The organism is Paraburkholderia caffeinilytica (assembly GCF_046030355.1).
Taxonomy (GTDB): Bacteria; Pseudomonadota; Gammaproteobacteria; order Burkholderiales; family Burkholderiaceae; genus Paraburkholderia; species Paraburkholderia caffeinilytica_B.
On sequence record NZ_JAQQCQ010000013.1, the window covers coordinates 58443 to 84285 of the forward strand.

A 25843-nucleotide genomic window follows, 5' to 3' on the forward strand; every position below is an offset into this window, starting at 1 on the left:
ATCACACAGCTCCCATGTTCGACTCCAACCTCGATTTGCCCGCTCCCGTAGCGGGCCAAAGCCCACCATCGGATTCACGCGCCGGACCGCTCGCATGGTTTGGTCTCGCGATTCTCGTGATCGTGGCGTTCTTCGCGTTCGTCGACCGTCAGATGCTGATCTTGCTGACGGAGCCCATCCGCCACGATTTCGGACTGACCGACACGCAAATCGGCCTGATGCAAGGCGCGGGCATCGCCCTCTTCGCCGGCGTGGCTTCCCTGCCGATCGGCTGGGTCGCCGACCGCGTGGATCGCCGCATGGTGCTGGCGGCGTGCGTGCTCGTCTGGAGCGCCGCCACCGCGATCTGCGGCATGACCAGCCACTTCTGGCAGCTGTTCATCGCCACCGTCGGCCTGGGGATCGGCGAAGCCGGGCTGGTGCCGGTGATCTACGGCCTGATTCCCGATCTCTTCCCAGCGCGTCAACGCGTGCTCGCCAATGCGATCTTCGCCCTCGCCAACCTGTTGGGCGCGGGTGCGGGGATGGCGCTCGGCGGCGCGCTGATGCACGGCATCGCAGCAGTGCACGGCGCACTACCCGCCGGACTCGCCGATCTCGCCCCGTGGCGGCTCGCGTTCTTTGCCGTTGCGTTGCCGGCGCCTCTGCTGGTCGTGCTGGTTTTACTCGTCCGGCCCGGACAGCACGGCGACATGCAAGAATCCGCAGCGCGTCAGCGGTCTTCCGCGCCGCTGCCGTCCGCTCCGGTCTACTTCCGGCGCGAAGCCATCATGATGCTCAAGTTCTTCGGCGCAATCGGACTGGTCAACCTGGCATTCGGCGGAGTAGCGACGTGGATGCCGGTCGTGGCCGTGCGAACGTTCGGCGCTACGCCGGCTGAAGCCGGCGGCGGCATGGGTGTAGCGGCGATGGCCGGCGGCATCGCGGGTTGCGTGCTCAGCGGACTCGTTGCCGGCCGCATGAGAGCGCGCTTCGGCGTGCTCGCGCCACTGCGTGTCTGCGAATGCGGCGCACTGGTAGCCGGCGGCCTGTCGTTCCTCTATCTGGCAGTGGACTCGCTTACTCCGGTCTATGCGCTCTTCGGTGTGCAACTCGCCTGCATGGTCGCAGGCATGGTGCTGTTTCCCACCATCATGCAGAACATCTGCCCGGCGCATCTGCGCTCGCGTGTGGCGGCGATTGGCGCGCTGACGTCGATCGTCGTGCAATCCGGCAGTCCGGTGTTTATCGGCTTCATGTCGGATCGTCTGCACGCGCTCAGCCAGGGCCTGCTGTGGTCGATTGTCTGCGTGGCGGCGTTCGGCTTCTTTGCCGCCTGCATTTTGATGCGCGCGGCCGGCCGCGGTGTACGCGAGGCAATCGAACGCTATGCATGATTCTCTCCTCCCATCCTCTCTTATGCCATCCCGCACACGCTCACTCTCGCTGCGTATCGAACGCTGGCCGTTGGCCGTTCCGTTCCACATCACCGGTCACGTTATCGACGCCGCTCGCCTCGTGAGCGTTACCATCGACGACGGACTCCACGCTGGCAACGGCGAAGCATCCGGGGTCTTTTACTTCGGCGAAACGCCTGAATCGATCGCCGCGCAAATCGAGAGCGTGCGCGCGTCGATAGAAGCGGGCATCACGCGCGCGCAGCTGCTCGATGCATTGCCGCCCGGCGGCGCACGCAACGCGATCGATGCGGCGTTATGGGCCCTCGAATCACAACAGCGAGCCATGCCTGTCTGGCGCGTGGCGGGCCTGCCCGCTCCGCGCCCGTTGCTGACCACGATGACGATCGGCGTGGACACGCCGCATGCGATGGCTGAGGCCGCGCGGATACTGACCCACGCCAGGGCGCTGAAGGTCAAGCTCGACGGCACCGCCGCCGACGCCGCGCGCCTCGCGGCAATCCGTGAGGTACGCCCGGACGTGCCGCTCGCCGTCGACGCGAACCAGGGGTGGTCGCGTGCGCACTTCGACGCGATGATCCCGGTGCTGCAACAGCTTGACATCGGCATGCTCGAACAGCCGTTCGCGATCGGCGCGGACGCCTGTCTCGAGAATATCGATTGTCCAATCCCACTGGCGGCCGACGAATCGTTTCAGGACCTCGGCGATCTGTGCGCCGTGGCGCGCCGTTACGATATCGTCAACCTCAAGCTCGATAAATGCGGCGGCCTGACGTGCGCGCTCGACCTTGCCGCGAGGGTACGTGAGGCCGGCTTGTCGGTGATGGTCGGTTGCATGGCAGGCACCTCGTTAGCGATCGCGCCCGCCTTTCTGCTGGGGCAACAGTGCGATTACGTCGATCTCGACGCACCGATCTTCCTCGCACGCGATCGCGAGGCGGGTGTCGCGTACACCTGCGGCTTGCTGCATTGCCCGCCCCAAATCTGGGGCCACACGGGCGTCACTGTGTCCTCTCGCTGAGCTATCGACATGACACCCGATACATCCGCCACGACCACGCGGCTCGACGCACTGTTCGCGCCTTATCAACGCACCGATGCACCCGGGCTGGTCGCCGGCATTGTGTATCGCGGACAACTGCTGTATCGGCGCGGCCTTGGCATGGCCAGCCTCGAACACGGTATCGCCAACACGCCGGCTACACGCATGCGCATCGGCTCCGTCAGCAAGCATTTCACTTGCCTCGCTGTGCTGCTCCTGTGCGAGAGAGGTGTTCTCGATGCCGACGCCCCAATCGGCGCATATCTGCCGGAACTACCGCCGGCAGCAGGCGCACCGACGTTGCGGCAGTTGATGTCGCATCGCGGCGGGCAGCGATGCGCGCTCGACCTTGCGCTGCTGACGCAGGGTCTGGCGATCTCGCCGCATGGCGCCCTGCTGGCGTCGCAGCAACGTCAACGTGATGAGAACTTTCCGCCGGGAGAACGCATGATGTATTCGAACGGCGGCTACCACCTGCTTTCGCTCGCCATCGAGCGCACGAGCGGGATGCCGTTCGACACGTTCATGGCAACGCAGATCTTCAACCCCATGCGCATGCGCGACACCGCGTGCGTACCCAACGACATGACGATCGAGCGCGGCATCGCGACGATGCATGTTCCCGATGGCCAGGGCGGATTCCGGCGCGGCATCTTTCCCTCGTGGGAAGTGCTGGGTGAAGGCTCGATCGTCTCGACCGTCGACGACATGCTGCGATGGACCGCGCACCTGCAGTGCAGCAACAAGATCGTCGGCAACACCGATACCTGGTCCCAGATGCTGGCATTGCCGGTATTCTCCAGCGGCCAGCGCAGCCAATACTCGCTCGGTCTCAAGCAGAGCGTCTATCGAGGTGTCGGATTGATACACCATTCGGGCGGTGTCGTCGGCGGGACCTGCCAGATGCTGCTGTCCGCGGCGCACGGGCTTGACGTCGTACTGCTCAGCAACGGCGCGGTCAATGCACCGTTTGAACTTGCGAAGCGTGTCGTCGACATCGTGCTCGCGGGCGAGCTTAGCGACGGCGCCCCGCCTGCCGCGGCACGCGCCGCCGATCATGCGGCGCGCCTCGGCAGCTACCGGTCGTCCAGCACTGGCGCTGTGTATGCGCTGGAAGATCATGAAGGTGCATTGGTGCTGACGGGACTGCTTTGCCCAAAGCCGTCGATGCCGCTGTACGACAGCGATGATGATCTGAACGACGTGCGGATCGAAGCCAGCGCGGACGGGCTGTTGGCGTTGCGTTGGGGATCAGCGTGCGCCCCTGACGACCTCTCAAGTTTGCGCATCGTGCATTGCGGCCATACCGAAACGTTCGCACGCCTCGGAGAAGCGCCCGCGATGACACCGCATCTCGCCACCGCGATGTCCGGCACGTTCGCAAGCCACGACGCCAACGCCCGCGCAATCATTCGACTCGACAATGACGCGCTCGTCCTTCGTATGCACGGTGCAGCAGGCCATTGTGACTACCGTCTCACACCGCTGGCCAGCGATGTCTTCGGTTTGACGCCGGTCGATCCGATGGACATCATGACCGGCATCGTCACCTTGACGCGCGACACCGCAAGCGCAAACATCACAGCCTTTCGTGTCGATACCCCGCGTACCCGGCATCTCGCCTTCACGCGGGTGCAGGCCGACGCCTGACGCTTGCCGGCGCGCGGACCGCGCCGGCAAGCATTCACGGTGCTGACGTAAAAGGATTCGACACGCGCGGCCAATAGTTGAGATCGCGATGGCGATAGTCCAGTTGGGCAAACGCCGTCGTGAGCGCACCTGGCGCCGCGATGTGGAAAACTGCCTTCGCGCGCGGTGCGAGATCGGCCTGAAAATGCTGCGTCGATTTCACGACCACCAGCTTCTTTGACGCGAAGTCGATACCAAGACCGGTGAAGGCGTCTACACCCAGCACCTGAGTGCGAACCGATATCAGCACGATATCGAGCCCATTGGCTGCTTCGACCCAGACAGCCCGGCCAAGCGGCTGTTCGAGGCCCATTATGCTTTGTGTGTGCCGCTCAACCACCCCACGCACAGTAACGCGCAAGTCCACGGGGTCTCCGGAGTACACGCTGCATTTACCGCCAATGCGCAGATCCAGCGTCGCCCCCACGCCGGCGTCCTTGCAAATCTGAATGGCGCCGAGATCCCAGAAGCACCCGATCGCCACATCGGCAATCTGCCGCTCGACCACGCGACGCAAAATGAACGTGCTGTCGCACGGCGCGCCACCGCCGGGATTGTCCGCGACATCCGCCAGTACGACCGGGCCGCCCTCGACCGCCAGCGCCCGATCCAGTCCGGAATCGATATCGAGCCATGCGGGGCGGGTCGCGTCGCGCAGCTCCCAGAATTCGCGTGCCAGTTGCGCCGCCAGCGCCTCGGCCCTGGCGAGATCGTTGTCCGTCACCACCCAGAGTTTCGCACCGGCTTCGGGCACGTCACCCCACGGGAAGCCGTGGCCGAGCGATACCGAAAGCACGCCGTCGTGTCCTTCGAGCGACTGCATGCGCCGGACAAACCCCGCCATCGGCTCGCTCGTGGTGTGCCATGCACCGACCATCCGGCAGTCGAATACGCCGGTCGTCGGACGGATGCGCCCGGCAGCCATATCAAGCGCCAACTGATAGGCCTCGCGCGCCCGATCGATGGCGTCGATATGCGGATACTCCTTGTAAGCAATCAGGACGTCTGCCGATGCCTTCATCAATTGCGTGAAGTGACAGTGCGGGTCGAGCGTGACGGAGATCGGAACGCCGGGCCCGACAATGGCGCGAACGCCGGCGAGCAGATCACCTTCACAATCGTCGTAACCCTCCGCCACCATCGCACCGTGCAGCAGCAGAATCACCGCATCCAGCGGCAAGGCGGTTTTTACACCCTCGAGAATTTCGTCCCGCAAGGACTCGTAAACCGCGCGAATCGTGCGGCCGGACGGCTGAGCTTCGGCACACAGTCCCTCAACGATTTCGTGGCCGTCTTCCTCCGCAAGACGCCGCACTTCCGCGAGCACATGACCCATGCCGTCGGGCTCGCGCAAGCTCGCATCGCCGTGAAAAATGGTGCTCTCTTCGAAGCCGCCCCAACCGGTCGGGCACGGGGCGAACGTATTCGTTTCGGTCGAAAGCTGAGCCGTGTATATCTTCATGGTGAGGTCTGCCAGATGTGATTGAAGGGTGTGAAACGACTATAAGCACGCGCTATTTCCGCTTTGTGAGCACTCTGTATCAAGCGTGAAATAGCGCTTCGCTTACGGTCGATCCGATCGCCCGTTCTATCGACGCGGCAGCGTGACCTGTGCCACCAATCCACCTTCCGTGCTATTGCGCAACACCAACTCGCCGCCGTGACGCTTCACGACGTCGTTCGCGATGGCGAGACCAAGCCCCGTTCCTCCCGTGTTCTTATTGCGAGAACTTTCCACCCGGTAGAACGGCTCCAACGCCCGTTCAAGTTGCGACTCCGGAATGCCGGGACCGTGATCGACAATCTCGATACGCACATAAGACGGCGCGTCGGTCAGACGGATATGTGCGTCTTCTCCGTATCGAATCGCGTTGGCAACCAGATTCGTCAGGCAGCGTTTGAGGCCGAGCGGCTGAGCCGATATCGGCGGCACCTCACCGCTGATCGTCACCCGTTGACCGTGTTCGGCCGCGTCTTCCGCGATTGCATCCACCAGCGCATTGATATCGACCGGACTGAACGGCTCAACCACTTCTTCATTGCGTAGAAACGATAGCGTTGCCTCCAGCAGCTGCGTCATTTCGTCAATATCGTCCCTGAGCCGCTCACTCAATTCGACATTCTCAGCGGAGCGGAGACGCAGTTTCATGCGTGTCAGCGGTGTGCGCAAATCGTGCGACACCGCCGCGAGAAAGCGATTACGCTCGCTCATTTGCCGCCGAAGCGACGCCTGCATCGTATTGAACACCCTGGCGGCCTGACGCGCTTCGATGGGGCCTGCTTCCTTGATAGGCGGCGCATCGATATTCCTCGACAACTCAGCGGCCCCCAAGGCTAGCGACCGGAAGGGAGCCGCCAGCATACGCGCGCCGATCCAGGCCGAGATCAGTGCCGGCATGACCTGGATCATCACCGCGGCGCACCACTGCAACGGCGCGCTCATGCCGGGAGGTGGTTTGAAAACAGCCGTGCTGTAGAGCTTGAACAGCAGAAAGCCTGCACTGATCTGCGTCACGAGAACAATCGAGATCATCATGAAGAGCAGGCGGTAAAAAGCGGAGTCGAAGCGGGGTTTTTGCATGGTCCATGGCCGGCAACGAACGATGAGGTCGATTATCGCCCGCGAATGTAGGGTCTTTGTGTGCCCATTATTGCAAACCCGAAACAAATTTCCGCACCGGCCCTACGTCCCTTGCCGGTCTGTCCGCCTTCTACCTCCGCCGGTGGTTTGTATCAACAGCGATACAAACGCCACATGAAACAGAAATAACCGGCACTTACCGTTCACCTTGAGTTGCGCTACACCGCACCACTTTCGGTAGATTGCAAAGTCAGGAGGAGACAATGGTGAAGATGAAAAATAGAATGAAGCACACAGCGATTGCGACGGCGTTGCCGCTGCGGCACGGCGGACGTTATGCAACGCTATTCGCCGGACCGGTGTTCGGGTTGGCATCGCTGGGCGTGCATGCGCAGGCGCCGACACCAACGCAGACTCAGCAGATCGCTGCGCCTGAAGCGGCATCCGCCACAGCGCCGGCCGCTACGCAGGGCAGCGCGACGCCAAGTACCCCCGCGGCTGAGACATCGAAAGCGCAAGGCAAAGACGGTGCGACGCTCAATACCGTCGTGGTTACCGCGACGCGCCGACGTGAACCGGCTCGTGAAGTCCCGATGCAGGTCAACGTACTCTCCGCCGACGAACTGCAAAAGAGCGGTGCAAAGACGATGTCCGACTACCTGTCCTCGGAACCGGGCGTCGACCTCAACGCGAGCGGCGGCAGCGGGTCCGGCCAGGTCAGTATCCGTGGCGTGACGACAGGTGTTCAGACAGGGCCGACGGTCGGCATGTATATCGACGACGTCGCGTTCGGCGGCAGTACGCTGTTCTCCCAAAGTGCGACGTTCGCGCTCGACATGAGCCTGCTCGACCTCAACCACGTCGAAATCCTGCGCGGCCCACAAGGCACGCTATATGGCGCAGGCGCAATGGGCGGCTTGCTGAAATACGTCACCAACGAACCCGATTCGGAGCAGTTTTCCGGGCAGGTCGGCACCGGCGTGTCGGGAACGGAGCATGGCGGAGTGAGCGGCACGGCCAATGCAGCGTTGAACATCCCCCTGAAAACCGACGTTGCTGCGTTGCGCGTTTCCGTGTTCGGCCAGCACGACGGCGGCTACGTCGACGCAGTGGGTCCCCAGGCGGATTCGCACATCGATCGCGGCGATACCTACGGTGCTCGCGCGTCGTTGCTGCTGACCCCGACCAAAGACTTGACGGTACGCTTGACCGCCGTCTCGCAGAATATCAATCGCAACGACCCGAACTACGTTGAATATGGCCCCAACGGGCAACCGGTCTGGGGCGACCTGACCACGCAACAGTTCGCCCCGCAGCCCTTTCATCAGAACATCCAGCTCTATTCGGCCGGGATCGAATATGAACTCGGCTGGGCACGCCTGAACTCGATCACGTCGTATCAAAGGGTCAACTCGAGCGCGCCGCAAGACTTGACCGGCGTATATGGGCCGCTATTTGCCGCACAGGGGCTCGATCTGGGTTCGGTGGTGGCAAAAGATGTGGCCACCACGAACAAGTTCACGCAGGAGTTTCGCCTGACCTCGCCGGGCAATCAGCGACTGGAGTGGCTGGCCGGACTTTTCTATACGCATGAGCGCAGCAATTTGAGCGAAGGGTTTCTGACGACTTTGCCCGATGGCACAGCCGGCCCGAACCTGTCGGAGATCGAAGCGCCCAGCACGTACGACGAGTACGCCGCGTACGGTGACCTGACTTATCACCTCACATCACGCCTTTCGCTGACCGGCGGCATCCGGGTCGCCCACAACACCCAGACGTATGAACAGACGACATCCGGTGCACTCGCCGGCCCGACGCAGACCGTCTCGGCGCCGTCGTCGGATACCAGCAAGACCTACATGTTCACCGCGCGCTATGCGTTGACGCCCAACAGCAATGCGTATGTCCGCGTTGCCAGCGGATACCGGCCCGGCGGCCCGAATGCACTGCTGATCGATCCGCTCACCGGCATGCGCGCGCCGGGCAGCCCGACCTTCGAGCCCGACACGCTGTGGAGTTACGAGGCCGGCTACAAGGCCGACCTGCTCGACAAGCGGTTATCGCTGGAGGCATCCGTCTACGACATCGAATGGAAGAACATCCAGCAGCTGGGCACGGTCGACGGCGTGAACCAGGTCGTCAACGCCGGCGACGCACGAATCAAGGGCCTGGAGTTGTCCGGCACGCTGCGCCCCAGCCAGCATTGGAACTTCGGCGCAAACCTGTCGCTCATCGACGCGCGTTTGACGACGGGCAACGCCAGCGCTGGTACGACAGCCGGCGAACCATTGCCGAACTCGGCCAAGGTCGCCGCGACGTTCTCCGGCACCTATCTGTTCACGGCGCAAGGGTACCCGTCCTATGCGGGGGTCACCCAACGATTTGTCGGCCGGCGCCATAGCGGGTTCGATGCAAATTCGGGGCGCCCGGATTACCCATTGCCCGGCTATGCAATCACGGATTTGCAGGCCGGCGTGGACTTCCGGAAATTCAACCTCGCGTTCTATGTCCGCAACCTGTTCGACCGTCGCGCCTTGATCGCGGCCGGCACCTCGCTCATGCCGCTGGGCGGCCCGGCTCTCGTCAGCGTGATTCAGCCCCGCACGATCGGCGCGACGCTGAACGTTCCGTTCTAATCGTAGGGATAACTGATAATGACGCAAGATTCAAAAGACATCATCAAGCAACTGGATGCCCTGTTCGAACGTTTCAACAAGGGCGATGAACCCGGTCTCGTCGCGGCCGTGGCACATCGAGGCGAAGTCCTCTTCCGGCGCGGCTTCGGCATGGCGAGCCTGGAACACGGCGTAGCCAACACACCGGCCACCCGCTTGCGCATCGGCTCGACGAGCAAGCACTTCGCGTGCCTCGCCGCACTGCTGCTGGCCGAAGACAGCAAGCTCGATATCGACGCCGGAATTCGCACGTATATACCGGAACTCCCACTGCTGGCAGGCGACCCGACCTTGCGTCAATTGATGACGCATACGGGAGGCTACCGCTGCTATCTCGACCTCACGCTGCTCGCGCAAGGCGTGGCCACGCTGCCGCGTGGCGGTGTGTTGGCTGCGGAAGTCCGGCAGCGCGACGTCAATTTCCCGCCGGGCGAACGGATGATCTACTGCAACGGCGGATATCACCTGCTGTCGCTCGCGATCGAACGGGTCAGCGGAATGCCCTTCGAGACCTTTCTGAAGGAACGTATCTTCAACGTGATGGGCATGGTCGACACGGAGTCGGTCGCCGACGACATGCAAATCCGCCCGCGCATGGCAACCCAGCACGTGCCGGATGGAAAAGGCGGATTCATGCGCGGCCTTTTCCCCACGTGGGAAGTGCTCGGCGAAGGTGGGATCGTCTCGACGGTCGACGACATGCTGCTCTGGCTCGCGCATTTGCGCGGTCCCAAGCGGCTCGGCAGCGAAGCGAGCTGGCGCCAGATGTTGACCAAACCGCGTTATTCGAGCGGCGCGGAGGGTGTCTACGCCCTGGGACTGATGCGCACGCCGCATCGCGACGTCGAGTTGCTGCATCATGCCGGCGGCGTGTTCGGCGGCGCCTGCCAGATGTTGACCGTGGTGGAACATGCGCTGGATGTGATCATTCTCACCAACGGCGCGGCGGCCAATCCGGCTGAGCTGGCCACGCAGGTGGTCGATATCGTTCTAGGCGACGCGATACTGGGCGCAAAACCTGCCGCCCCCCTGCAAACTGCCGGGCACGAAACCTTGCTCGGCAAGTACCACTCGCGCGAGTCTGGAACATATTGCGTGATCGGCGATCACGACGGTCAGGTGAATGCGATCTTCCATAACGTCAAACAGATGCCCCTGCCGCTCATCGAGACGGCAGCCGGATTGCGGGTGGATGACGGGGCCGGCGGCGCGCTGCTGATCAAACCCCGCACGCAGACGGCAGAGGGACGTGTGACTGCTATCGAGTTGGTGGACTGCGGTCACGCCGAAACGCTTGAGCGTTTGCCCGACCACGCACCGCCGCTTTCCGATGCGTCAGCCGGTCTGGCAGGCACGTACCACAGTAACGATGCCGCGGCACGTGCGACGATCGCCGTGGCGAACGGCGAACTCACCATGACGATGGACGGCATAGCAGGCCGTGTCGCCTACCGGCTGGAGCCGGTAGGCCATGACGTTTTCACGTTCGACCCCGCCGGTCAACTGGCTGTCATGCGCGGCGTGTTGAAGGTGGAACGCTCGGGTAAAGCGGTGACGGGCTTTCGCATCAACACGACGCGCACGCGCAACCTGAACTTCACGCGTGAGATCCCGGGAAGGTCTGCGTAAATCTCCCGCAAGCTGAGCATCGTCAACGTAGCGAGCTACCCGAATGAAAGCCGAACCCCTCCATCTGTTGCGCGGTGGCGCCGCGCTGCAATCTAACGTCGATACCGACCAGCAGGAAACCACCGAATGGCTCGACGCGCTGGACGGCGTTGCCCGCGTTGAGGGTATCGACCGCGTCATATTTCTGCTGCAACGGCTTGCCGAACACGCCCATCATCTGGGCGTGCCGCCCTCTTCTCACCCATACTCCCTGTATCAGAACACGATTGCTGTCGATGCCCAGCCTGCGTATCCTGGCGATCTCGCCATGGAGGAACGCATCACCTCGATCATCCGCTGGAACGCGCTCGCAATGGTCGCCAAAGCCAACAAGGCCTACGGCGAGCTCGGCGGCCACATTGCAAGCTACGCGTCGGCAGCCGAGATTTTCGAGGTGGGTTTCAATCACTTCTTCAAGGCCGATCGCGTGGAATCGAAAGGCGATCTGGTCTATTTTCAGCCGCATTCGGCGCCAGGCGTTTACGCTCGCGCGTTTCTCGAAGGACGTCTCGATGAGGCGCATCTCGAACGCTATCGTCAGGAAGTCGACGGCGGGGGCCTATGCTCCTATCCTCATCCGTGGCTGATGCCGGAGTTCTGGCAGTTTCCCACCGGTTCGATGGGCATCGGGCCGATCAGCTCAATCTATCAGGCGCGCTTTCTGCGCTACCTCGAACATCGCGGTATCGCAGAAACGAGTCAGCGCCGCGTGTGGGGGGTGTTCGGCGACGGAGAGATGGACGAGCCTGAATCGATTGCGGCACTTTCGCTCGCGGCGCGCGAGAAGCTCGACAACCTGACCTTCGTCATCAACTGCAACCTGCAGCGGCTGGATGGTCCAGTGCGCGGCAACGGCCAGATCATTCAGGAGCTGGAATCGCTGTTTAGCGGTGCAGGTTGGAACGTCATCAAGGTGGTGTGGGGATCGGATTGGGACGCGCTCTTTGCGCGCGACCGGAATCATGTGCTGCTGCGCCGCTTCGCCGGCACCGTGGATGGCCAGTATCAAACGCTCGGCGCAAACGACGGTGCTTACAATCGCGCACATTTTTTCGATCTCGATCCAGAATTGCAGACGCTGGTCGCGCATATGTCGCCCGCGGAAATCGATGGTTTACGCCGTGGCGGCCACGACTTCCGAAAGTTGTACGCCGCATTCGACGCCGCCGTAAAACATCGCGGACGGCCAACGGTGATTCTCGCGAAGACAAAAAAGGGCTTCGGTATGGGCCAGGCCGGCGAGTCGCGCAACACGTCGCATCAACAGAAGAAGGTCGACGTCGATGTGCTCAAGGCGTTTCGCGATCGCTTCGCGCTGCCGCTCGACGACGCGGCGGTGGAGGCAATGCGCTTCTTCAAACCAGCCGACGACAGCGCCGAGCAACATTATCTGCATGCACGTCGTAACGCACTCGGCGGCTACCTGCCCAAACGTACAATGCATGCGCCCGTCGTCACCGTACCGTCGCTGGAAAGTTACGCAAGATTCGCACTCGAACCGGATGGTCGCGAGATTTCGACGACAACCGTGCTGGTCCGGCTCTTCACCAATCTGCTGAAAGACAAAGCGCTGGGTCCGCGTATCGTGCCCATCGTCGCGGATGAAGCACGCACGTTCGGTATGGCGAATCTGTTCCGGCAAATCGGCATCTATTCGCCGCTCGGACAGTTGTACGAACCCGAGGACGCCGGATCGATGCTGTACTACAAGGAATCGAAAGACGGTCAACTACTCGAGGAAGGCATTACCGAGGCCGGTGCGATCTCGTCCTGGGTCGCGGCAGCCACCTCGTATAGCGTGAACGGCGTGGCGATGTTGCCGTTCTATATCTACTACTCGATGTTCGGCTTCCAGCGCGTAGGCGACCTGATCTGGGCTGCCGCCGACCAGCGCGCACGCGGCTTCCTGATCGGCGCCACAGCCGGGCGCACCACACTCTCCGGTGAAGGCTTGCAGCACCAGGACGGTACGAGTCATGTGATCGCGTCAACCGTTCCGAACTGCCGCGCGTACGACCCGGCGTTCTCCGGCGAAGTGGCCGTCATAGTCGATCACGGCAGCCGCCGCATGCTCGAGGAACAGCAGGATGAGTTCTATTACTTGACGGTCACCAACGAGAACTATGCGCACATGCCTCTCGAAGCCACCGCGCACGCCGATGTCATCAAGGGAATGCGCCGCTACGGGGCGCGCGGTGCGGAAGGTGCCGAGGGTGCGGTACCGGCCGTCCGCCTGCTTGGCTCGGGCGCGATCTTCCGCGAAGTGATCGCCGCCGCAGAGCTGTTGGCCGACGACTGGGGTATCGCCTCCGAACTCTGGAGCGTGACGAGCTTCTCGGAGCTTGCACGCGACGCACGCGAGGTCGAACGCAATGCCATGTTCGGTGCGACATGTGAGGTGCAGAGTCATGTCGCGTGCTGCCTTCAAGGCGACACGCCGATCGTGGCCGCAAGCGACTACGTGCGCGCCTATGCGCAACTGATTGCGTCGTATGTGAACGCACCTTATATCGCGCTCGGCACCGACGGCTTTGGGCGCAGCGATACGCGTCCCGCATTGCGACGCTTCTTCGAGATCGACCGGTATCACATCACGCTCGCCGCACTCTCGAGCATCGATCGCGTCAAACATGCGCAGGCGCTGGCGCGCTACGACATCGAAACCGGCCTCGACGCGCCGTGGACCCGTTAGGCAGTGGAACCCCGGCCACTCAGGACGCGGCACTTCCGAACCGCTTGAAACCGGGCATCACGGCCGTTCAGGACCCGATGATTCGATGGTCCTGAACGATCTGATTGTCCACCTGCTTCGAGGACCGGACCTTCGCGTCCTCAGGCAACCGGTCCTCTACCCTCACTCCCCTGCGAGCATCGCGCGATATCGTTCACGCACCGGCCGGGCGTTTTCGTAATTGCGTTCCTTGACGACGCCAAAGCCACGAATCGATGACGGCACACGCAATAAGGCCAGCGCCGATTCGATCGTTTGCGGCTTGAGTCTTTGAAGAGCAAGATCGACGTCTTCCTCGAATTCGCCGATCAACGCACGTTCGATGAGCCGGTCCTTCTGACGGCCAAACGGATCGAAGGTCGTTCCGCGCAACACCTTTCCATACTTCATCACGCGCAACAGCGGATCAAGCCACGCCCCGCGAAGCGCAATCTTGTTTCTACGGCCGGTGCGAGGATCGCGACGCGTGAGAAGCGGCGGCGCCATGTAAAACACCTTCTTGCCGCCACCTTCAAAAGTGTCGGACAAGTACGCATGAAAGCTGCCGTCGGTATGCAAACGCGCGACCTCATACTCATCTTTGTACGCCAGCACCTTGAAGTAGTTACGCGCCACCGCTTCCGTGAGTTCGCCGGCATTGCCCGATACGCGCTGTTCAGCCTGCCGCACGCGATCGACCAGCGCCCTATAGCGGCGGCCATATGCAGCGTTCTGGTAACGCTCGAGATCGCGCACGCGGTCAGCGACGAAACGCTCCAGTTCGAACGCGTCGGACGCTGCGGCTGCCGTGCCGGTGACCTGCTCGATCACTGTCGCATCGTGAGCCAGCAGCCGCCCCCAGAAGAAGGCGCGCTCGTTCATCTTCACGGCCGTGCCGTTCAGTTCGATAGCCCTCGCGATGGCCGCTTCCGAGAGCGGAATCAGTCCTCGTTGATACGCGTAGCCCACCATCATCATGTTCGATGCAATCGCATCGCCGAACAGGATCTCCGCTGCGCCGGAGCCGTCCCAGAACACGGATGAAGCCGTGCCGATCGCACCTTCGATCGCGCGCTGATGAATGGCTTTGCTCACCGGCAGGTCGCCATCGCGCACGAAGTCCGACGTCGGCGTGATCCGTTCATTCACGACGGCCCGCGTCACGCCCGCAGCGACCCGCGAAAGCGCGCCCGCCGACGCCGCGACCACCGCGTCGCAACCGAGCAGAACATTCGCGGCATGCGCGCCGATGCGTGACGTCACGATTTGTGTGCGGCTACCGGCAATCTGCACATGGCTGATGACCGCACCGTTCTTCTGCGCGAGTCCCGTGAAATCCAGAGTGGATGCCCCTTTACCCTCCAGGTGAGCGGCCATCGCGAGGATCGCACCGATCGTGACGACGCCCGTGCCGCCGATACCGGTGACGACGATGTTAGCGTGGGCCTCCACATCCGCCGGCACAACCGCGGGTGCGGGGAGTTTCGCGCGCCATTCGGCTTCGATCGCGCCAATGCGCTTCTGATCCGGCTGTTTAGGCTGCAGTCCTTCCACCATAACGAAGCTGGGGCAAAACCCTTTGAGGCAGGACGTGTCCTTATTGCAACTCGACTGATTGACGGCACGCTTCCGACCCAACTCAGTCTCGAGCGGTTCGATCGCAATGCAATTCGATTGCACCGAGCAGTCGCCGCAGCCTTCACAAACGGCCGGATTGATCACCACACGACGGGGCGGATCGATCAGCTTGCCACGCTTACGGCGGCGACGCTTCTCGGCCGCACAAGTCTGGTCATACACGATGACCGACACGCCTTTGGCGACACGCAGTGCACGCTGGAGCGCATCGAGGTCGTCCCGATGTTGAATTTCCACGTTTGCGGGCAGCGTCAGTGAACCCGAATACTTTTCAGGTTCGTCGGAGACGACCACCACTTTAGCCACGCCCTCCGCGACCACCTGAGACACCACACGCTGAACGGTCAGACTGCCTTCGGTGGGCTGGCCGCCGGTCATCGCTACGGCGTCGTTAAAGAGAATCTTGTAAGTGACGTTGGATTTCGCCGCAACTGATTGGCGAATCGCAAGGCTCCCTGAATGCTGATAAGTGCCGTCCCCGAGGTTGACGAACATGTGCGGAATATCCATGAACGTGGACATGCCGATCCATTGCACACCCTCACCGCCCATCTGACAGAACGTCGCAGTATCGCCCGCTTCGCTCAGGGCCATGATGTGACAACCAATGCCCGCTGCCGCGTAAGAACCGTCCGGCAACTTAGTCGACGTATTGTGCGGACAACCTGCGCAGAAGAATGGTTTGCGGGTCAGCGGCTGTGCATCTTTGCTGGCCGCAAGTGGAATGACGCGCGAACCACTGCGTTGAACCGGCGCAATGAGCGGCGTGAGTGCCGCGAGTTCGACCTTGGTATGCGCAAAGAAAAGTTTGAGTGCGGCTGCAACCTGTTCCGGTGCGAACTCCATTGCGGCGGGCAGCAGCGGTCCTGCTTCGCCCAGGTCCTTGCCGAACACCGCGGGACGTTCGTCCGCGTGCAAATTGAACAGCGCTTCCTTGATCTGACGTTCGACAAAAGAGCGTTTCTCTTCGACGACAACAAGCGCCTGCATACCGCGTGCAAATGCGCGCATACCCTCGGCCTCGAGCGGCCAGATCATCCCGACCTTGTAGACGCCGATACCGAGGCGTTCGAGCTCTTGCGACGATAGTCCAAGAGCCTGGAACGCTGCCAGTACATCGCCGTGCGCCTTGCCCACCGTAACGATACCGACACGTGCGCCGCGCGGCCGAACCAGAGTGCGATCGAGCGGGTTCGCGCGCATGAAGGCCAGTGCGGCAGGCAAACGCTCATCGAGTACGCGCCGTTCGAGTTCGCTGCGCTCGGCCGGCCAGCGAAGATTCGGGTCGTAGTTGAAACCGCGCACTTCCGGCACGTGGATGTCGACAGGCCGCCTGAAACGGGGCACCCCATTGTTGCCCTGCGCCTGCACAATCATCGACCGTCCGCTTTCAACGGTTTCGGTGATCGCCTTGAAAGCAACCCACAGGCCTGAAAAACGCGACATCGCGTAACCCGTCAAGCCGAAATCGATATATTCCTCAACCGATGCCGGAAAGAGGATCGGCATCATCGCGCCTTCGAAGACGTGGTCCGTCTGGTGCGGAAACATCGACGATTGCGCCGCGTGGTCATCACCCGCGACGGCAAGCACACCGCCCTGCCTCGACGTGCCTATGATGTTCGCATTACGGAAGACATCTCCGGTTCGATCGACACCCGGCCCTTTCCCGTACCACATCGAGAAAACGCCTTCGACACGCTTGCCTGGAAATGCATCGACCTGCTGCGCGCCCCACAGCATGGTGGCGCCCAGGTCTTCATTCAGGCCGGGTTCGAAGCGGATTGCGTGCTCGGCGAGCAGTTTCTTCTGGCGCCACAGTTCCTGGTCGAAGCCACCCAGCGGTGAGCCCCGGTAGCCCGACACCAGGCCGCCTGTGTGAATGCCGGCAGCGCGATCGCTGCGAGCCTGTTCAATCAGAATTCGCACCAGCGCCTGGGTGCCCGTCAGGAAAACGGTTCCGTTCTCTTTGAGGTAGCGGTCCTCGAGACCGTACTCCATATCGACCTGGCGCCCCAGCTCCACTGCTCGCATATTCATTGTTTGTCTCCTGTGCCTGTAGGGGTGGCATGCGAGCCATTTTAGGTAGCCGATGGAGGGAATTCGTGCCAAACTGAGCCCCAAAATTTCTCCGTTTTGGCAATCAATGCCCGCTTTCAACCCATTTCAGGGAAAACGAGCTAATGAAGTTCGACCGTAGCGATGTGACCATCCTGCGCGCACTGCAGCGCGATGCCCATACGAAAGCAGCCGACCTCGCGGAGTCGCTCGGTCTTTCGCTGTCGCCGTTCTACCGGCGTATCCGGATGCTCGAAGAAGCGGGTGTCATCACCCAATACGTGACCCTGCTGGACCAGGAAAAGGCGGGCTTTCCCGTCAATGCCTACGTGTCCGTGGCGATCGAGAAGAAGAACGAGACACGGCTCGCGGCATTCGAGCGCGCCATCGCCAACTTCGAGGAGGTGATGGAGTGTTATCTGATGACCGGCGCTTTTGACTACATGCTCCGGGTGGTCGCGGCCGACATCGCCGGAATCGAGCGCTTCGTCATGACCAAACTCACGAAGGTTGACGGCGTACGTGACATTCACACATCGGTCGCGTTGCGCCGGGTTGAATACAAGACCGCGCTGCCCCTGCGCATTCGCGACGAGTGAGGGCGCGCGCTGCGTAAGCGCGCGATTAACTACCTATCAGGTATGACTGCAGGTTCTCGCATGAAGAGCGGCTATCACCGCGTTAGCACGCTGAACTCGTTGCCTCGCCCCGCACTAATGGGAATCGACTGCGAGAGATAGCCGTTCACAGGATTGCGGACATAGGCGAGGTATTCGTTATCTTGATCGAAGGCGTTCTCCGCCAGAATGGGGGCGCCGGTCTTCAGATGCGGCTCAAGCAACTTCAGCACCGGAAGATACAGGCTGAACGCGCCGTCGAGCAAAACCAGATCGACGTCGCCGCCGACGTCGGCGAGCGTTTCCCGCGCATCGCCCACCCGGATATCGACCAGTTCGGCGAGCCCCGCTGCCTCGAGGTTGGCGTGCGCGCGTGCCGCCTTGCTCGCTTCAAGTTCGGTGCCGATCAAGTGACCGCCCCCCATGTCGCGGAGCGCTGCTGCCAGATAAAGGGTAGAGACCCCCATCGACGTGCCGAACTCGACGATCCGCGTCGCCTTTCGCATGCGGGCGCACTGATAAAGAAACCGGCCGTACTCCGGTGTCACATTCAGAAAATTATCGACGTAACCATGATAGAAGCCGCGGACATCGCGGCTTTCCTCGGCGAAGTGCTCAGCGAGGCTTTCGGCGATCAACTGCCCGGGGTCCTCAGCATGGGTGAACTGCTCCATCAACGTCCGATCCGCTTGCTCCGCCTCCTCGAAGAGTCGTTGCAAGGTTTGGGCGACGCGCCCCGTGTTCAATGAATTCATGGTTTCATTTACTCCGAATGACACGGCTACGGAGGATTCCGATTGCCGCCTTCCGGGCATGGTAGGCGTTGGCGACCTTGGCAGCATTGGCCAACATTGCCAAGCTATACTGATTTCTTGCCAATCTTCATCATTGCGGTTTCGCCAGGTCCGATCGACTACCATGCCTCTTCTCACCGAACTGTCACCTCCCGCCGAGTGGATAGACCCGGATCTCGTGCCACGTCCGGTGGTGACCATCGGCGCCGCTGACATCGTGGTGGCCAACCTCGACCGCGATCAGCAGGAAACGGATTTCCATCGCCACCGTAAGGGTGAGCTTCTGTTGACGCTTCGCGGGATTCTGACTTGCGAGGTGGAAGGCGGCCTCTGGGTCGTTCCACCTCAAAGCGCGATCTGGGTGCCGGGCGGCGTCCTGCACAAAGTCAAGGCTGCCGGTACGGTCGAGTGCTATCTCGTCTTCATTGACCCGAGTGCCGCGTCGAATCTCCCGTCGAACTGCTGCGCGCTTTCCACGACGCCGCTGCTGCGCGAGCTTCTGATCCGATCGGCCAGCCTTCCCGTCCTCTATGCAGAGGACGGCATGGAATCGCGTCTGATCACACTGCTGCTGGATGAAGTTGCTATCGCGCCGACCGGAAATCTGCATCTACCGATGCCGGCCGATGTCCGGCTCCGCAAGATCGTGGCAATGATCATGGACGATCCGGCCGACCGCGGAACGATCCAGACGTGGGCGCGGCGTGTGGGAGTGAGCGAACGCACGCTCGCACGGCTGATCACCGAGGAGACAGGAATGAGCTTCGGCCGCTGGCGTCAGCAACTTCACCTCATGCTTGCGGTGAAATGGCTGGGAACGGGGTCGTCAGTCCAGCAGGTCGCTGATGGTCTGGGTTATGAGAGCAGCGGCAGCTTCGTGAGCATGTTCCGCAAAGCGCTCGGCACGTCGCCGGGCCGCTATATGGCGGAACGGCGCGTGCGACGCAATTGATTGGCCGGATACATTCGACATGACTTGGGCCGGACGTGTTGTGATTGCTTCAGGACTGCGGCGGCAGCCCAGCGAAGTATTGCTCGTCGGTCACCGGCTCAAGCCATTCGACATTCTTCCCGTCCAACGATTCCTGAATCGCGATGTGTGTCATGGAGGTGGTGGGTGACGCGCCATGCCAATGCTTGTGGCCCGGAGGACACCAAATCACATCCCCAGCGCGGATAGCAACGATCGCTTCACCCTCGCACTGTGTCCATCCACAGCCTGCCGTCACGAGCAGAGTTTGTCCGAGCGGATGCGTGTGCCAGTTCGATCGCGCGCCGGGTTCGAAAGTCACGCTCGCGCACGACACACGCGCAGGAGGCGGCGGAGCATTTAGCGGGTCGATGCGTACGGTACCGGTAAACCATTCGGCGGGTCCCTTGACGGACGGCTGTGATCCAGGTCTCTTCAGTTCCATGTTGCTCCCTTAATTGTCTGTCGTCCTGACCGCGAAAAGCGCCTTGAGCTTCGACACGGTCGACATCGCATTGGGCCAGCCCGCATAAAAAGCGAGATGAGTGGTGATCTCAACTAGTTCATCCCGGGTAACACCGTTCTCGATCGCGCGCGGAACATGAAAATTCATCTGCTCCGTCTTGCCGAGCGCAATAAGGGCGGCACAAGTCACAAGGCTGCGATCGCGTTTGGACAACTGTGGACGCTCCCAGACGTCGCCAAACAGGACCTCGTCGCTGAGTTCGGCCAGCTTCGGCGCCAGATCGCCGAATGATTGACGCGCAGCGGTAGGTTTTTCGGACACTCTGCTTCTCCTTCGTTCAGTAGATGCACAGATGTCATTGTGGAACTGAGTGATACCGTCGACTAGGGGCTAAAATGAACTAGGACCTATGAACGAGGCTCATTAATGCTGCGCGAAAATATCACCGATCTGCTTGCCTTTATCACCATTGCGAGGGAAGGCAGCTTTACCCGCGCTGCAGCGCGACTCGGCGTAACGCAAAGTGCACTGAGCCATACGTTGCGGGGACTGGAAACACGCATGGGCGTCCGGCTTCTCAACCGCACCACTCGCAGTCTGGCTCCAACTGCCGCTGGGGAGCGGCTGCTGAGAAACGTTGCGCCCCGCTTCGCAGAGATCGAAGACGAACTCGCCGCGGTTGTCGAAACGCGTGAGAAGCCTGCTGGCACCATCCGCATCACAGCCACCGACTACGCTGTCGATTCGGTTCTCTGGCCACGCCTGTCAAAAGCTCTGCCGGATTATCCCGAGATCAAGGTCGAAAATCGTGATGGACTATGGTCTATCCGACATCGTCGCTGACCGATTCGATATCGGTGTGCGCTGGGGTGACCAGGTTGCAAAGGACATGATCGCGGTCCGCATCGGCCCCGACGTGCGTCTGGTCATCGTCGCCTCGCCGGGGTATCTCAGCAAACGCACGGCTCCCAGACAGCCGAAGGACCTGCTACAGCACAATTGCATCACGCTTCGACTACCGACGCATGGCGGACTCTACGCGTGGGAACTGAAAAAGGGAAAGAAGGAGGTTCAGGTGCGGGTAGACGGACAGTTTACTTTCAACGGCACGTATCAGATGCTGAACGCAGCGATCGACGACGCCGGCCTGGCGTTCGTGCCAGAGGATCTTGCTGCGCCTCACATCGCAGCGGGCCGGCTCAAGTATGTACTCGAAGACTGGTTCCCGACCTTCCCTGGTCCACACATTTTTTATGCGACCCGCCGCGAATTCTCGCGAGCACTCGCTGTGGTAGTAGATGCGTTGCGGGTGGACGGTCGTGAGAACGGTTGAAGTGGCCGTAGGAACAGTCAGGGGGTGGAACACACGGCATTGAGACATCGGTATTGCGCAATATCTTCACAAGGAATGCCCTCGAGTGTCCTGTCTCAACGAGCACAATCAAAGGTGATTTTGTTTTCCATCACGCGATCATTAAAACTCAGCAATCCAGATTAATTAACCATTCGAATAACAAGATCGCTGAATAAGACACGACCACCAGCCCTGTAAATTTCTAGCACTGACTGAAGAGGAGTCACCGCAAATCGCCCGCACCCGCTGCGCACACAAACAGCACCTTGAAACGCCCCGAAACATTACACACCGAAAGCCTAACAACACGAATCCGTCATCATTTGTTACGCATCAGCGCTGTACGATATCACCCTCCAAGATCATTGAGTTTGCTATGCCAGACCTCGCCTATCCTCAGACGAGTACACCAAGCCGTCATACCCGCATTATCAGTCTGGCCGTTTTCCTCGCCATCATCGCGTTCGGTGCCGTCTTCGTGGCCGTACAGCTGACCACCGACCTTCGACCTGTCAAGGAAGGCTCGATCGTTCCATACATCCTGCTTGGCACGGCGTTGCTGATTGCGCTGGGATTCGAATTCGTGAACGGATTTCATGACACGTCGAACGCGGTCGCAACCGTCATCTACACCAATTCGCTCGACCCGAATCTGGCCGTGGTGTGGTCCGGAATCTGGAATTTTCTCGGCGTGCTCGTATCGACAGGTGCGGTCGCGTTCGGCATCCTGCAACTGCTGCCCGTCGAACTGATCCTGCAGGTCGGCAAGAGCGCCGGCTTTGCGATGGTATTCGCCCTGCTCATCGCGGCCATTGTCTGGAATCTGGGCACATGGTATTTCGGTCTGCCGTCGTCGAGTTCGCATACGCTCATCGGTTCGATCATCGGCGTGGGTCTGGCGAACGAATTGATGCAGGGACCTTCGGGCACAAGTGGCGTCGACTGGAATCAGGCGCTCGGCGTTGGCAAGGCGCTGTTGTTCTCGCCGCTCGTGGGCTTTGTGCTCTCGGCACTGGTGCTCCTCCTGTTGAAAGTGCTCGTACGCGCACCCAGCCTGTATGAGGCGCCCAAGGGCAACGCGCCGCCGCCTTTCTGGATTCGCGCGCTGCTGATCCTGACCTGTACCGGCGTTTCGTTCGCGCACGGCTCGAACGACGGCCAGAAGGGTATGGGGCTCATCATGCTGATTCTGATCGGCACGGTGCCCACTGCCTATGCGCTCAACAAGGCGGTCACGCCCGCCGAAACACAGACCTTCGTCGCCGTGGCACATGAGGCATCTGCCGTACTTGCGAAGTACACGGGCGGCGTGGCGTCGTCCGCAGATTCTCGCGGGGATGTCGAAGCGTATATCCGGACGCATCGTCTGACGCCGGCAACCGTGCCGGCCCTCAAGCAGCTCACCGACAGGATCGCTGACGAGATCAACCAGTCGGGGTCGATCTCCAGCGTGCCGCAAGATCTTGTCGATAACGTCCGCAATAACATGTATGTGGCGTCGGACGCGATTCAACAGATGGAAAAGACGAAAGCCGTCCCCTTCTCGGCGGACGATGCGCGTGTCATCGACAACTTCAGAAAGCAGATGGACCATGCGACCAAGTTCATCCCGACCTGGGTGAAAGTGGCGGTCGCCATGGCACTGGGACTCGGCACGATGGTCGGATGGAAACGGATCGTCGTGACGGTCGGCGAGAAGATTGGCAAGCAGCATCTGACCTACGGCCAGGGTGCCTCGGCTGAGGCGGTCGCCATGTTGACGATCGGCGCGGCGGACGTCTGGGGCTTGCCGGTTTCGACAACCCACGTGCTGGCTTCTGGCGTGGCAGGCACGATGGCGGCCAACGGCTCCGGCCTGCAATGGGAAACCGTGCGCAACCTGATACTCGCCTGGGTTCTCACGTTGCCCGCTTCGATCGCACTGGCTGCCGGCCTCTACTGGGTTTTCTCCAAAATGTTTTGACCCGGTCCCGGGAATCCCGGCGTGAGCAGCCGGCCGCAGCTTCACCAGCGGCCGGTTTGCATCCAACACGTCCATAGATTTCCGGCACGATCATTTCAGCGAGCACGGGGCGCCGAATGTACTCCGCTCCGATGTGGGAGCGTTGCAGCATCACCTCTTCTGCTTGCGTGTAAATCTGCCAGCGGCGCCGTCTTTCATCGCACTGAGTACAGCCTTGAGACCCTGATTTCATTAATGTGACCGATCAACGTTCTGTCACATAAAAATGTCACGATGACCTGCGACACTGCGGATCCTTTTGGATGCCGGAAGCAGCGATATGTCCGTTCTTCAATTGCCCCGGTTTTTCTCATGCGCCAATTCGGCTTTTCGCCGCGAGCGGTTGACCACGCGGTCGCATATCGCGTGAACGTCACCCTGCCTGTTTTAACAATCCGCCGTCGTGGAGAGGCCTGATGGATTTCAGCTTTGATCTGAAGCGAACCGCCAATGCGTCGGCATGGCGGATACTACCCAACGGCTGGGACTTCGTCGCCTTTCCGTTGATCATCTGTGCAATCGCGATGGCGGCCATCGGCTTTCACCAGACGCTGGCGCCGATGTCGACGTTGAAGACCCAGATCATTTCGCTCGACCCGTCGAATCTGCCTGAATACGCGATGCGCACCACGCTGCGCATGCTGGCGGCGATGGTCGCTTCGCTGATCTTTACGCTGGTGTACGGCACGCTGGCGGCCAAGAGCCGCCGCGCCGGCATGGTGCTGGTGCCGATTCTCGACATCCTGCAGTCGGTGCCGGTGCTGGGCTACATTTCGTTTACGGTCACGTTCTTTCTCGCGCTGTTTCCGGGCCGTGTGCTCGGCGCGGAACTCGCGGCGATCTTCGCGATCTTCACGAGCCAGGCGTGGAACATGACGTTCAGCTTCTATCAGTCGCTGCGCACGGTGCCGCGCGATCTCGATGAAGTGTCGCGCGGCTTTCATCTGACTTCATGGCAGCGCTTCTGGAAACTGGAAGTGCCGTTCTCGATGCCGGGCCTCATCTGGAACATGATGATGTCGATGTCGGGCGGCTGGTTCTTCGTGGTGGCTTCTGAAGCGATTACGGTCGGCAATAACACGATTACGCTGCCGGGCGTCGGTGCGTATCTGGCGCAGGCGATCTCGGACAAGAACCTGCACGCGGTCGGCTGGGTGATTCTTGCCATGACGGTCGTGATTCTTGCGTATGACCAGTTCCTGTTCCGCCCGCTCGTCGCGTGGGCCGACAAATTCCGTATGGAAAACACCAGTTCGGGCGACGCGCCTGAATCGTGGCTGCTCGATCTGATTCGCCGCACGCGCCTGATTCACCGTCTGCTGGTGCCGCTGGGCTGGGTCTTCGCGAACGCCGCGCGGGTACCGATGCGCTTGCCGTCGTTCGATCGCGTGCGTTTCCAGAAGCCGCAGAGCCAGAAGTCGTCGCGCGTCGGTGACATCGTGTGGGCCATCCTCGTGATTCTCGCCACGGTCTACGTCGTATGGCGCGTGATTGCCTACGTGCGCACCGGCGTGTCGCTCGACGAAGTTGGCCACGTGCTCGTACTGGGGCTTATCACCCTGCTGCGGGTGATAGTACTGATCGCGATCGCTTCGGTGATCTGGGTGCCGATCGGTGTGCTGATCGGGCTACGCCCGGCGCTGGCCGAGAAGATCCAGCCGCTCGCGCAGTTCCTCGCCGCGTTCCCCGCGAACCTGCTGTTCCCGGTGTTCGTTATCGTCATCGTGCGCTTTCATCTGAACCCGGATATCTGGCTCTCGCCGCTGATCGTGCTGGGCACGCAGTGGTACATCCTGTTCAACGTGATTGCCGGTGCAAGTTCGTATCCGAACGACTATCGGGAAGCGGCCAAGAACTTCCACATTCGCGGCTGGCAATGGTGGCGTCAGGCGATGCTGCCGGGCATTTTCCCTTATTACGTGACGGGCGCAATCACCGCGTCGGGCGGCGCGTGGAACGCGAGCATCGTTGCTGAATTCGTCCAGTGGGGCGACACCAAGGTTGCCGCGCATGGCCTGGGCGCTTACATCGCGCAGACCACCGCAGCAGGCGACTATCCGAAGATCATTGTGGGCATCGCCGTGATGTCCCTGTTCGTGACCCTGTTCAACCGCCTGTTGTGGCGTCCGATGTTCGCCTACGCTGAAGCGAAGCTCCGGCTAGATTGAGAATTAAAGGCTAA

16 protein-coding genes and 1 pseudogene are annotated in these 25843 nt (G+C 61.3%); 11 read left to right on the forward strand and 6 right to left on the reverse strand.

Features of this window, described 5'->3' with window-relative positions:
• Positions 1 to 14 precede the first annotated feature (14 nt).
• Genes PQQ95_RS20090 through PQQ95_RS20100 form a run of 3 tightly spaced genes read left to right on the forward strand, consistent with a single transcriptional unit; the run spans position 15 to position 4089 of the window.
• The gene (locus PQQ95_RS20090) at positions 15 to 1376 is read left to right on the forward strand and encodes an MFS transporter (RefSeq protein ID WP_408439719.1); all 1362 of its coding nucleotides are present in this window, start codon (positions 15 to 17) and stop codon (positions 1374 to 1376) included.
• Positions 1377 to 1398: 22 nt separating this feature from the next.
• On the forward strand, positions 1399 to 2418 hold the full coding sequence (locus PQQ95_RS20095) for a dipeptide epimerase (protein ID WP_408439721.1): 1020 nt from the start codon (positions 1399 to 1401) through the stop codon (positions 2416 to 2418).
• Between the two features lie 9 nt (positions 2419 to 2427).
• Positions 2428 to 4089, forward strand: a complete 1662-nt coding sequence (locus tag PQQ95_RS20100) for a serine hydrolase domain-containing protein (protein ID WP_408439723.1) — start codon at positions 2428 to 2430, stop codon at positions 4087 to 4089.
• 34 nt (positions 4090 to 4123) lie between these two features.
• On the opposite strand, the gene PQQ95_RS20105 is transcribed toward PQQ95_RS20100, so the two are convergent.
• Complete coding sequence (locus PQQ95_RS20105; protein WP_408439726.1) at positions 4124 to 5590, reverse strand: M81 family metallopeptidase; 1467 nt, start codon at positions 5588 to 5590, stop codon at positions 4124 to 4126.
• A gap of 126 nt (positions 5591 to 5716) precedes the next feature.
• On the reverse strand, positions 5717 to 6709 hold the full coding sequence (locus PQQ95_RS20110) for an ATP-binding protein (RefSeq protein WP_408439727.1): 993 nt from the start codon (positions 6707 to 6709) through the stop codon (positions 5717 to 5719).
• Between the two features lie 272 nt (positions 6710 to 6981).
• Here PQQ95_RS20110 and PQQ95_RS20115 point away from each other — a divergent pair, with 272 nt between their 5' ends.
• Genes PQQ95_RS20115 through mdeB form a run of 3 tightly spaced genes read left to right on the forward strand, consistent with a single transcriptional unit; the run spans position 6982 to position 13744 of the window.
• Positions 6982 to 9345, forward strand: a complete 2364-nt coding sequence (locus PQQ95_RS20115; protein WP_408439730.1) for a TonB-dependent receptor — start codon at positions 6982 to 6984, stop codon at positions 9343 to 9345.
• Between the two features lie 18 nt (positions 9346 to 9363).
• Positions 9364 to 11013, forward strand: coding sequence for a serine hydrolase domain-containing protein (locus tag PQQ95_RS20120; RefSeq protein ID WP_408439732.1), 1650 nt, complete (start codon positions 9364 to 9366; stop codon positions 11011 to 11013).
• Positions 11014 to 11056: 43 nt separating this feature from the next.
• On the forward strand, positions 11057 to 13744 hold the full coding sequence (gene mdeB / locus PQQ95_RS20125; protein ID WP_408439734.1) for an alpha-ketoglutarate dehydrogenase: 2688 nt from the start codon (positions 11057 to 11059) through the stop codon (positions 13742 to 13744).
• Between the two features lie 162 nt (positions 13745 to 13906).
• Here the strand turns inward: mdeB and PQQ95_RS20130 are convergent, their stop codons facing one another.
• Positions 13907 to 17440: an indolepyruvate ferredoxin oxidoreductase family protein gene (locus PQQ95_RS20130; RefSeq protein WP_408439736.1), complete on the reverse strand. Its 3534-nt coding sequence runs from the start codon at positions 17438 to 17440 to the stop codon at positions 13907 to 13909.
• A gap of 143 nt (positions 17441 to 17583) precedes the next feature.
• On the opposite strand from PQQ95_RS20130, the gene PQQ95_RS20135 reads away from it, so the two are divergent.
• Positions 17584 to 18057 carry an Lrp/AsnC family transcriptional regulator gene (locus PQQ95_RS20135; protein ID WP_408439739.1) on the forward strand — a complete coding sequence of 158 codons (474 nt, stop codon included), beginning with the start codon at positions 17584 to 17586 and terminating at the stop codon, positions 18055 to 18057.
• Positions 18058 to 18131: 74 nt separating this feature from the next.
• Here PQQ95_RS20135 and PQQ95_RS20140 read toward each other — a convergent pair whose 3' ends face one another.
• The gene (locus PQQ95_RS20140) at positions 18132 to 18830 is read right to left on the reverse strand and encodes an O-methyltransferase (protein WP_408439741.1); all 699 of its coding nucleotides are present in this window, start codon (positions 18828 to 18830) and stop codon (positions 18132 to 18134) included.
• Here PQQ95_RS20140 and PQQ95_RS20145 point away from each other — a divergent pair.
• Complete coding sequence (locus PQQ95_RS20145) at positions 18814 to 19821, forward strand: AraC family transcriptional regulator (protein ID WP_408439744.1); 1008 nt, start codon at positions 18814 to 18816, stop codon at positions 19819 to 19821. The two genes, PQQ95_RS20140 and PQQ95_RS20145, sit on opposite strands and share 17 nt — an antisense overlap.
• A 49-nt stretch (positions 19822 to 19870) precedes the next feature.
• Here the strand turns inward: PQQ95_RS20145 and PQQ95_RS20150 are convergent, their stop codons facing one another.
• Together PQQ95_RS20150 and PQQ95_RS20155 are read right to left on the reverse strand one after the other, a co-directional pair.
• Positions 19871 to 20284: a (R)-mandelonitrile lyase gene (locus PQQ95_RS20150; protein WP_408439747.1), complete on the reverse strand. Its 414-nt coding sequence runs from the start codon at positions 20282 to 20284 to the stop codon at positions 19871 to 19873.
• A 9-nt stretch (positions 20285 to 20293) separates the two neighbouring features.
• Complete coding sequence (locus PQQ95_RS20155) at positions 20294 to 20626, reverse strand: carboxymuconolactone decarboxylase family protein (protein WP_408439749.1); 333 nt, start codon at positions 20624 to 20626, stop codon at positions 20294 to 20296.
• Between the two features lie 105 nt (positions 20627 to 20731).
• Here PQQ95_RS20155 and PQQ95_RS20160 point away from each other — a divergent pair.
• From PQQ95_RS20160 to PQQ95_RS20170, 3 genes and pseudogenes are all read left to right on the forward strand, one after another.
• Positions 20732 to 21638 (forward strand): annotated as a pseudogene (locus PQQ95_RS20160) (LysR family transcriptional regulator).
• 397 nt (positions 21639 to 22035) lie between these two features.
• Positions 22036 to 23622, forward strand: a complete 1587-nt coding sequence (locus tag PQQ95_RS20165; RefSeq protein ID WP_408439751.1) for an inorganic phosphate transporter — start codon at positions 22036 to 22038, stop codon at positions 23620 to 23622.
• Positions 23623 to 24077: 455 nt separating this feature from the next.
• Entirely contained in the window at positions 24078 to 25829 is a 1752-nt protein-coding gene (locus PQQ95_RS20170) for an ABC transporter permease (protein ID WP_408439753.1), read from the forward strand.
• Positions 25830 to 25843 lie beyond the last annotated feature (14 nt).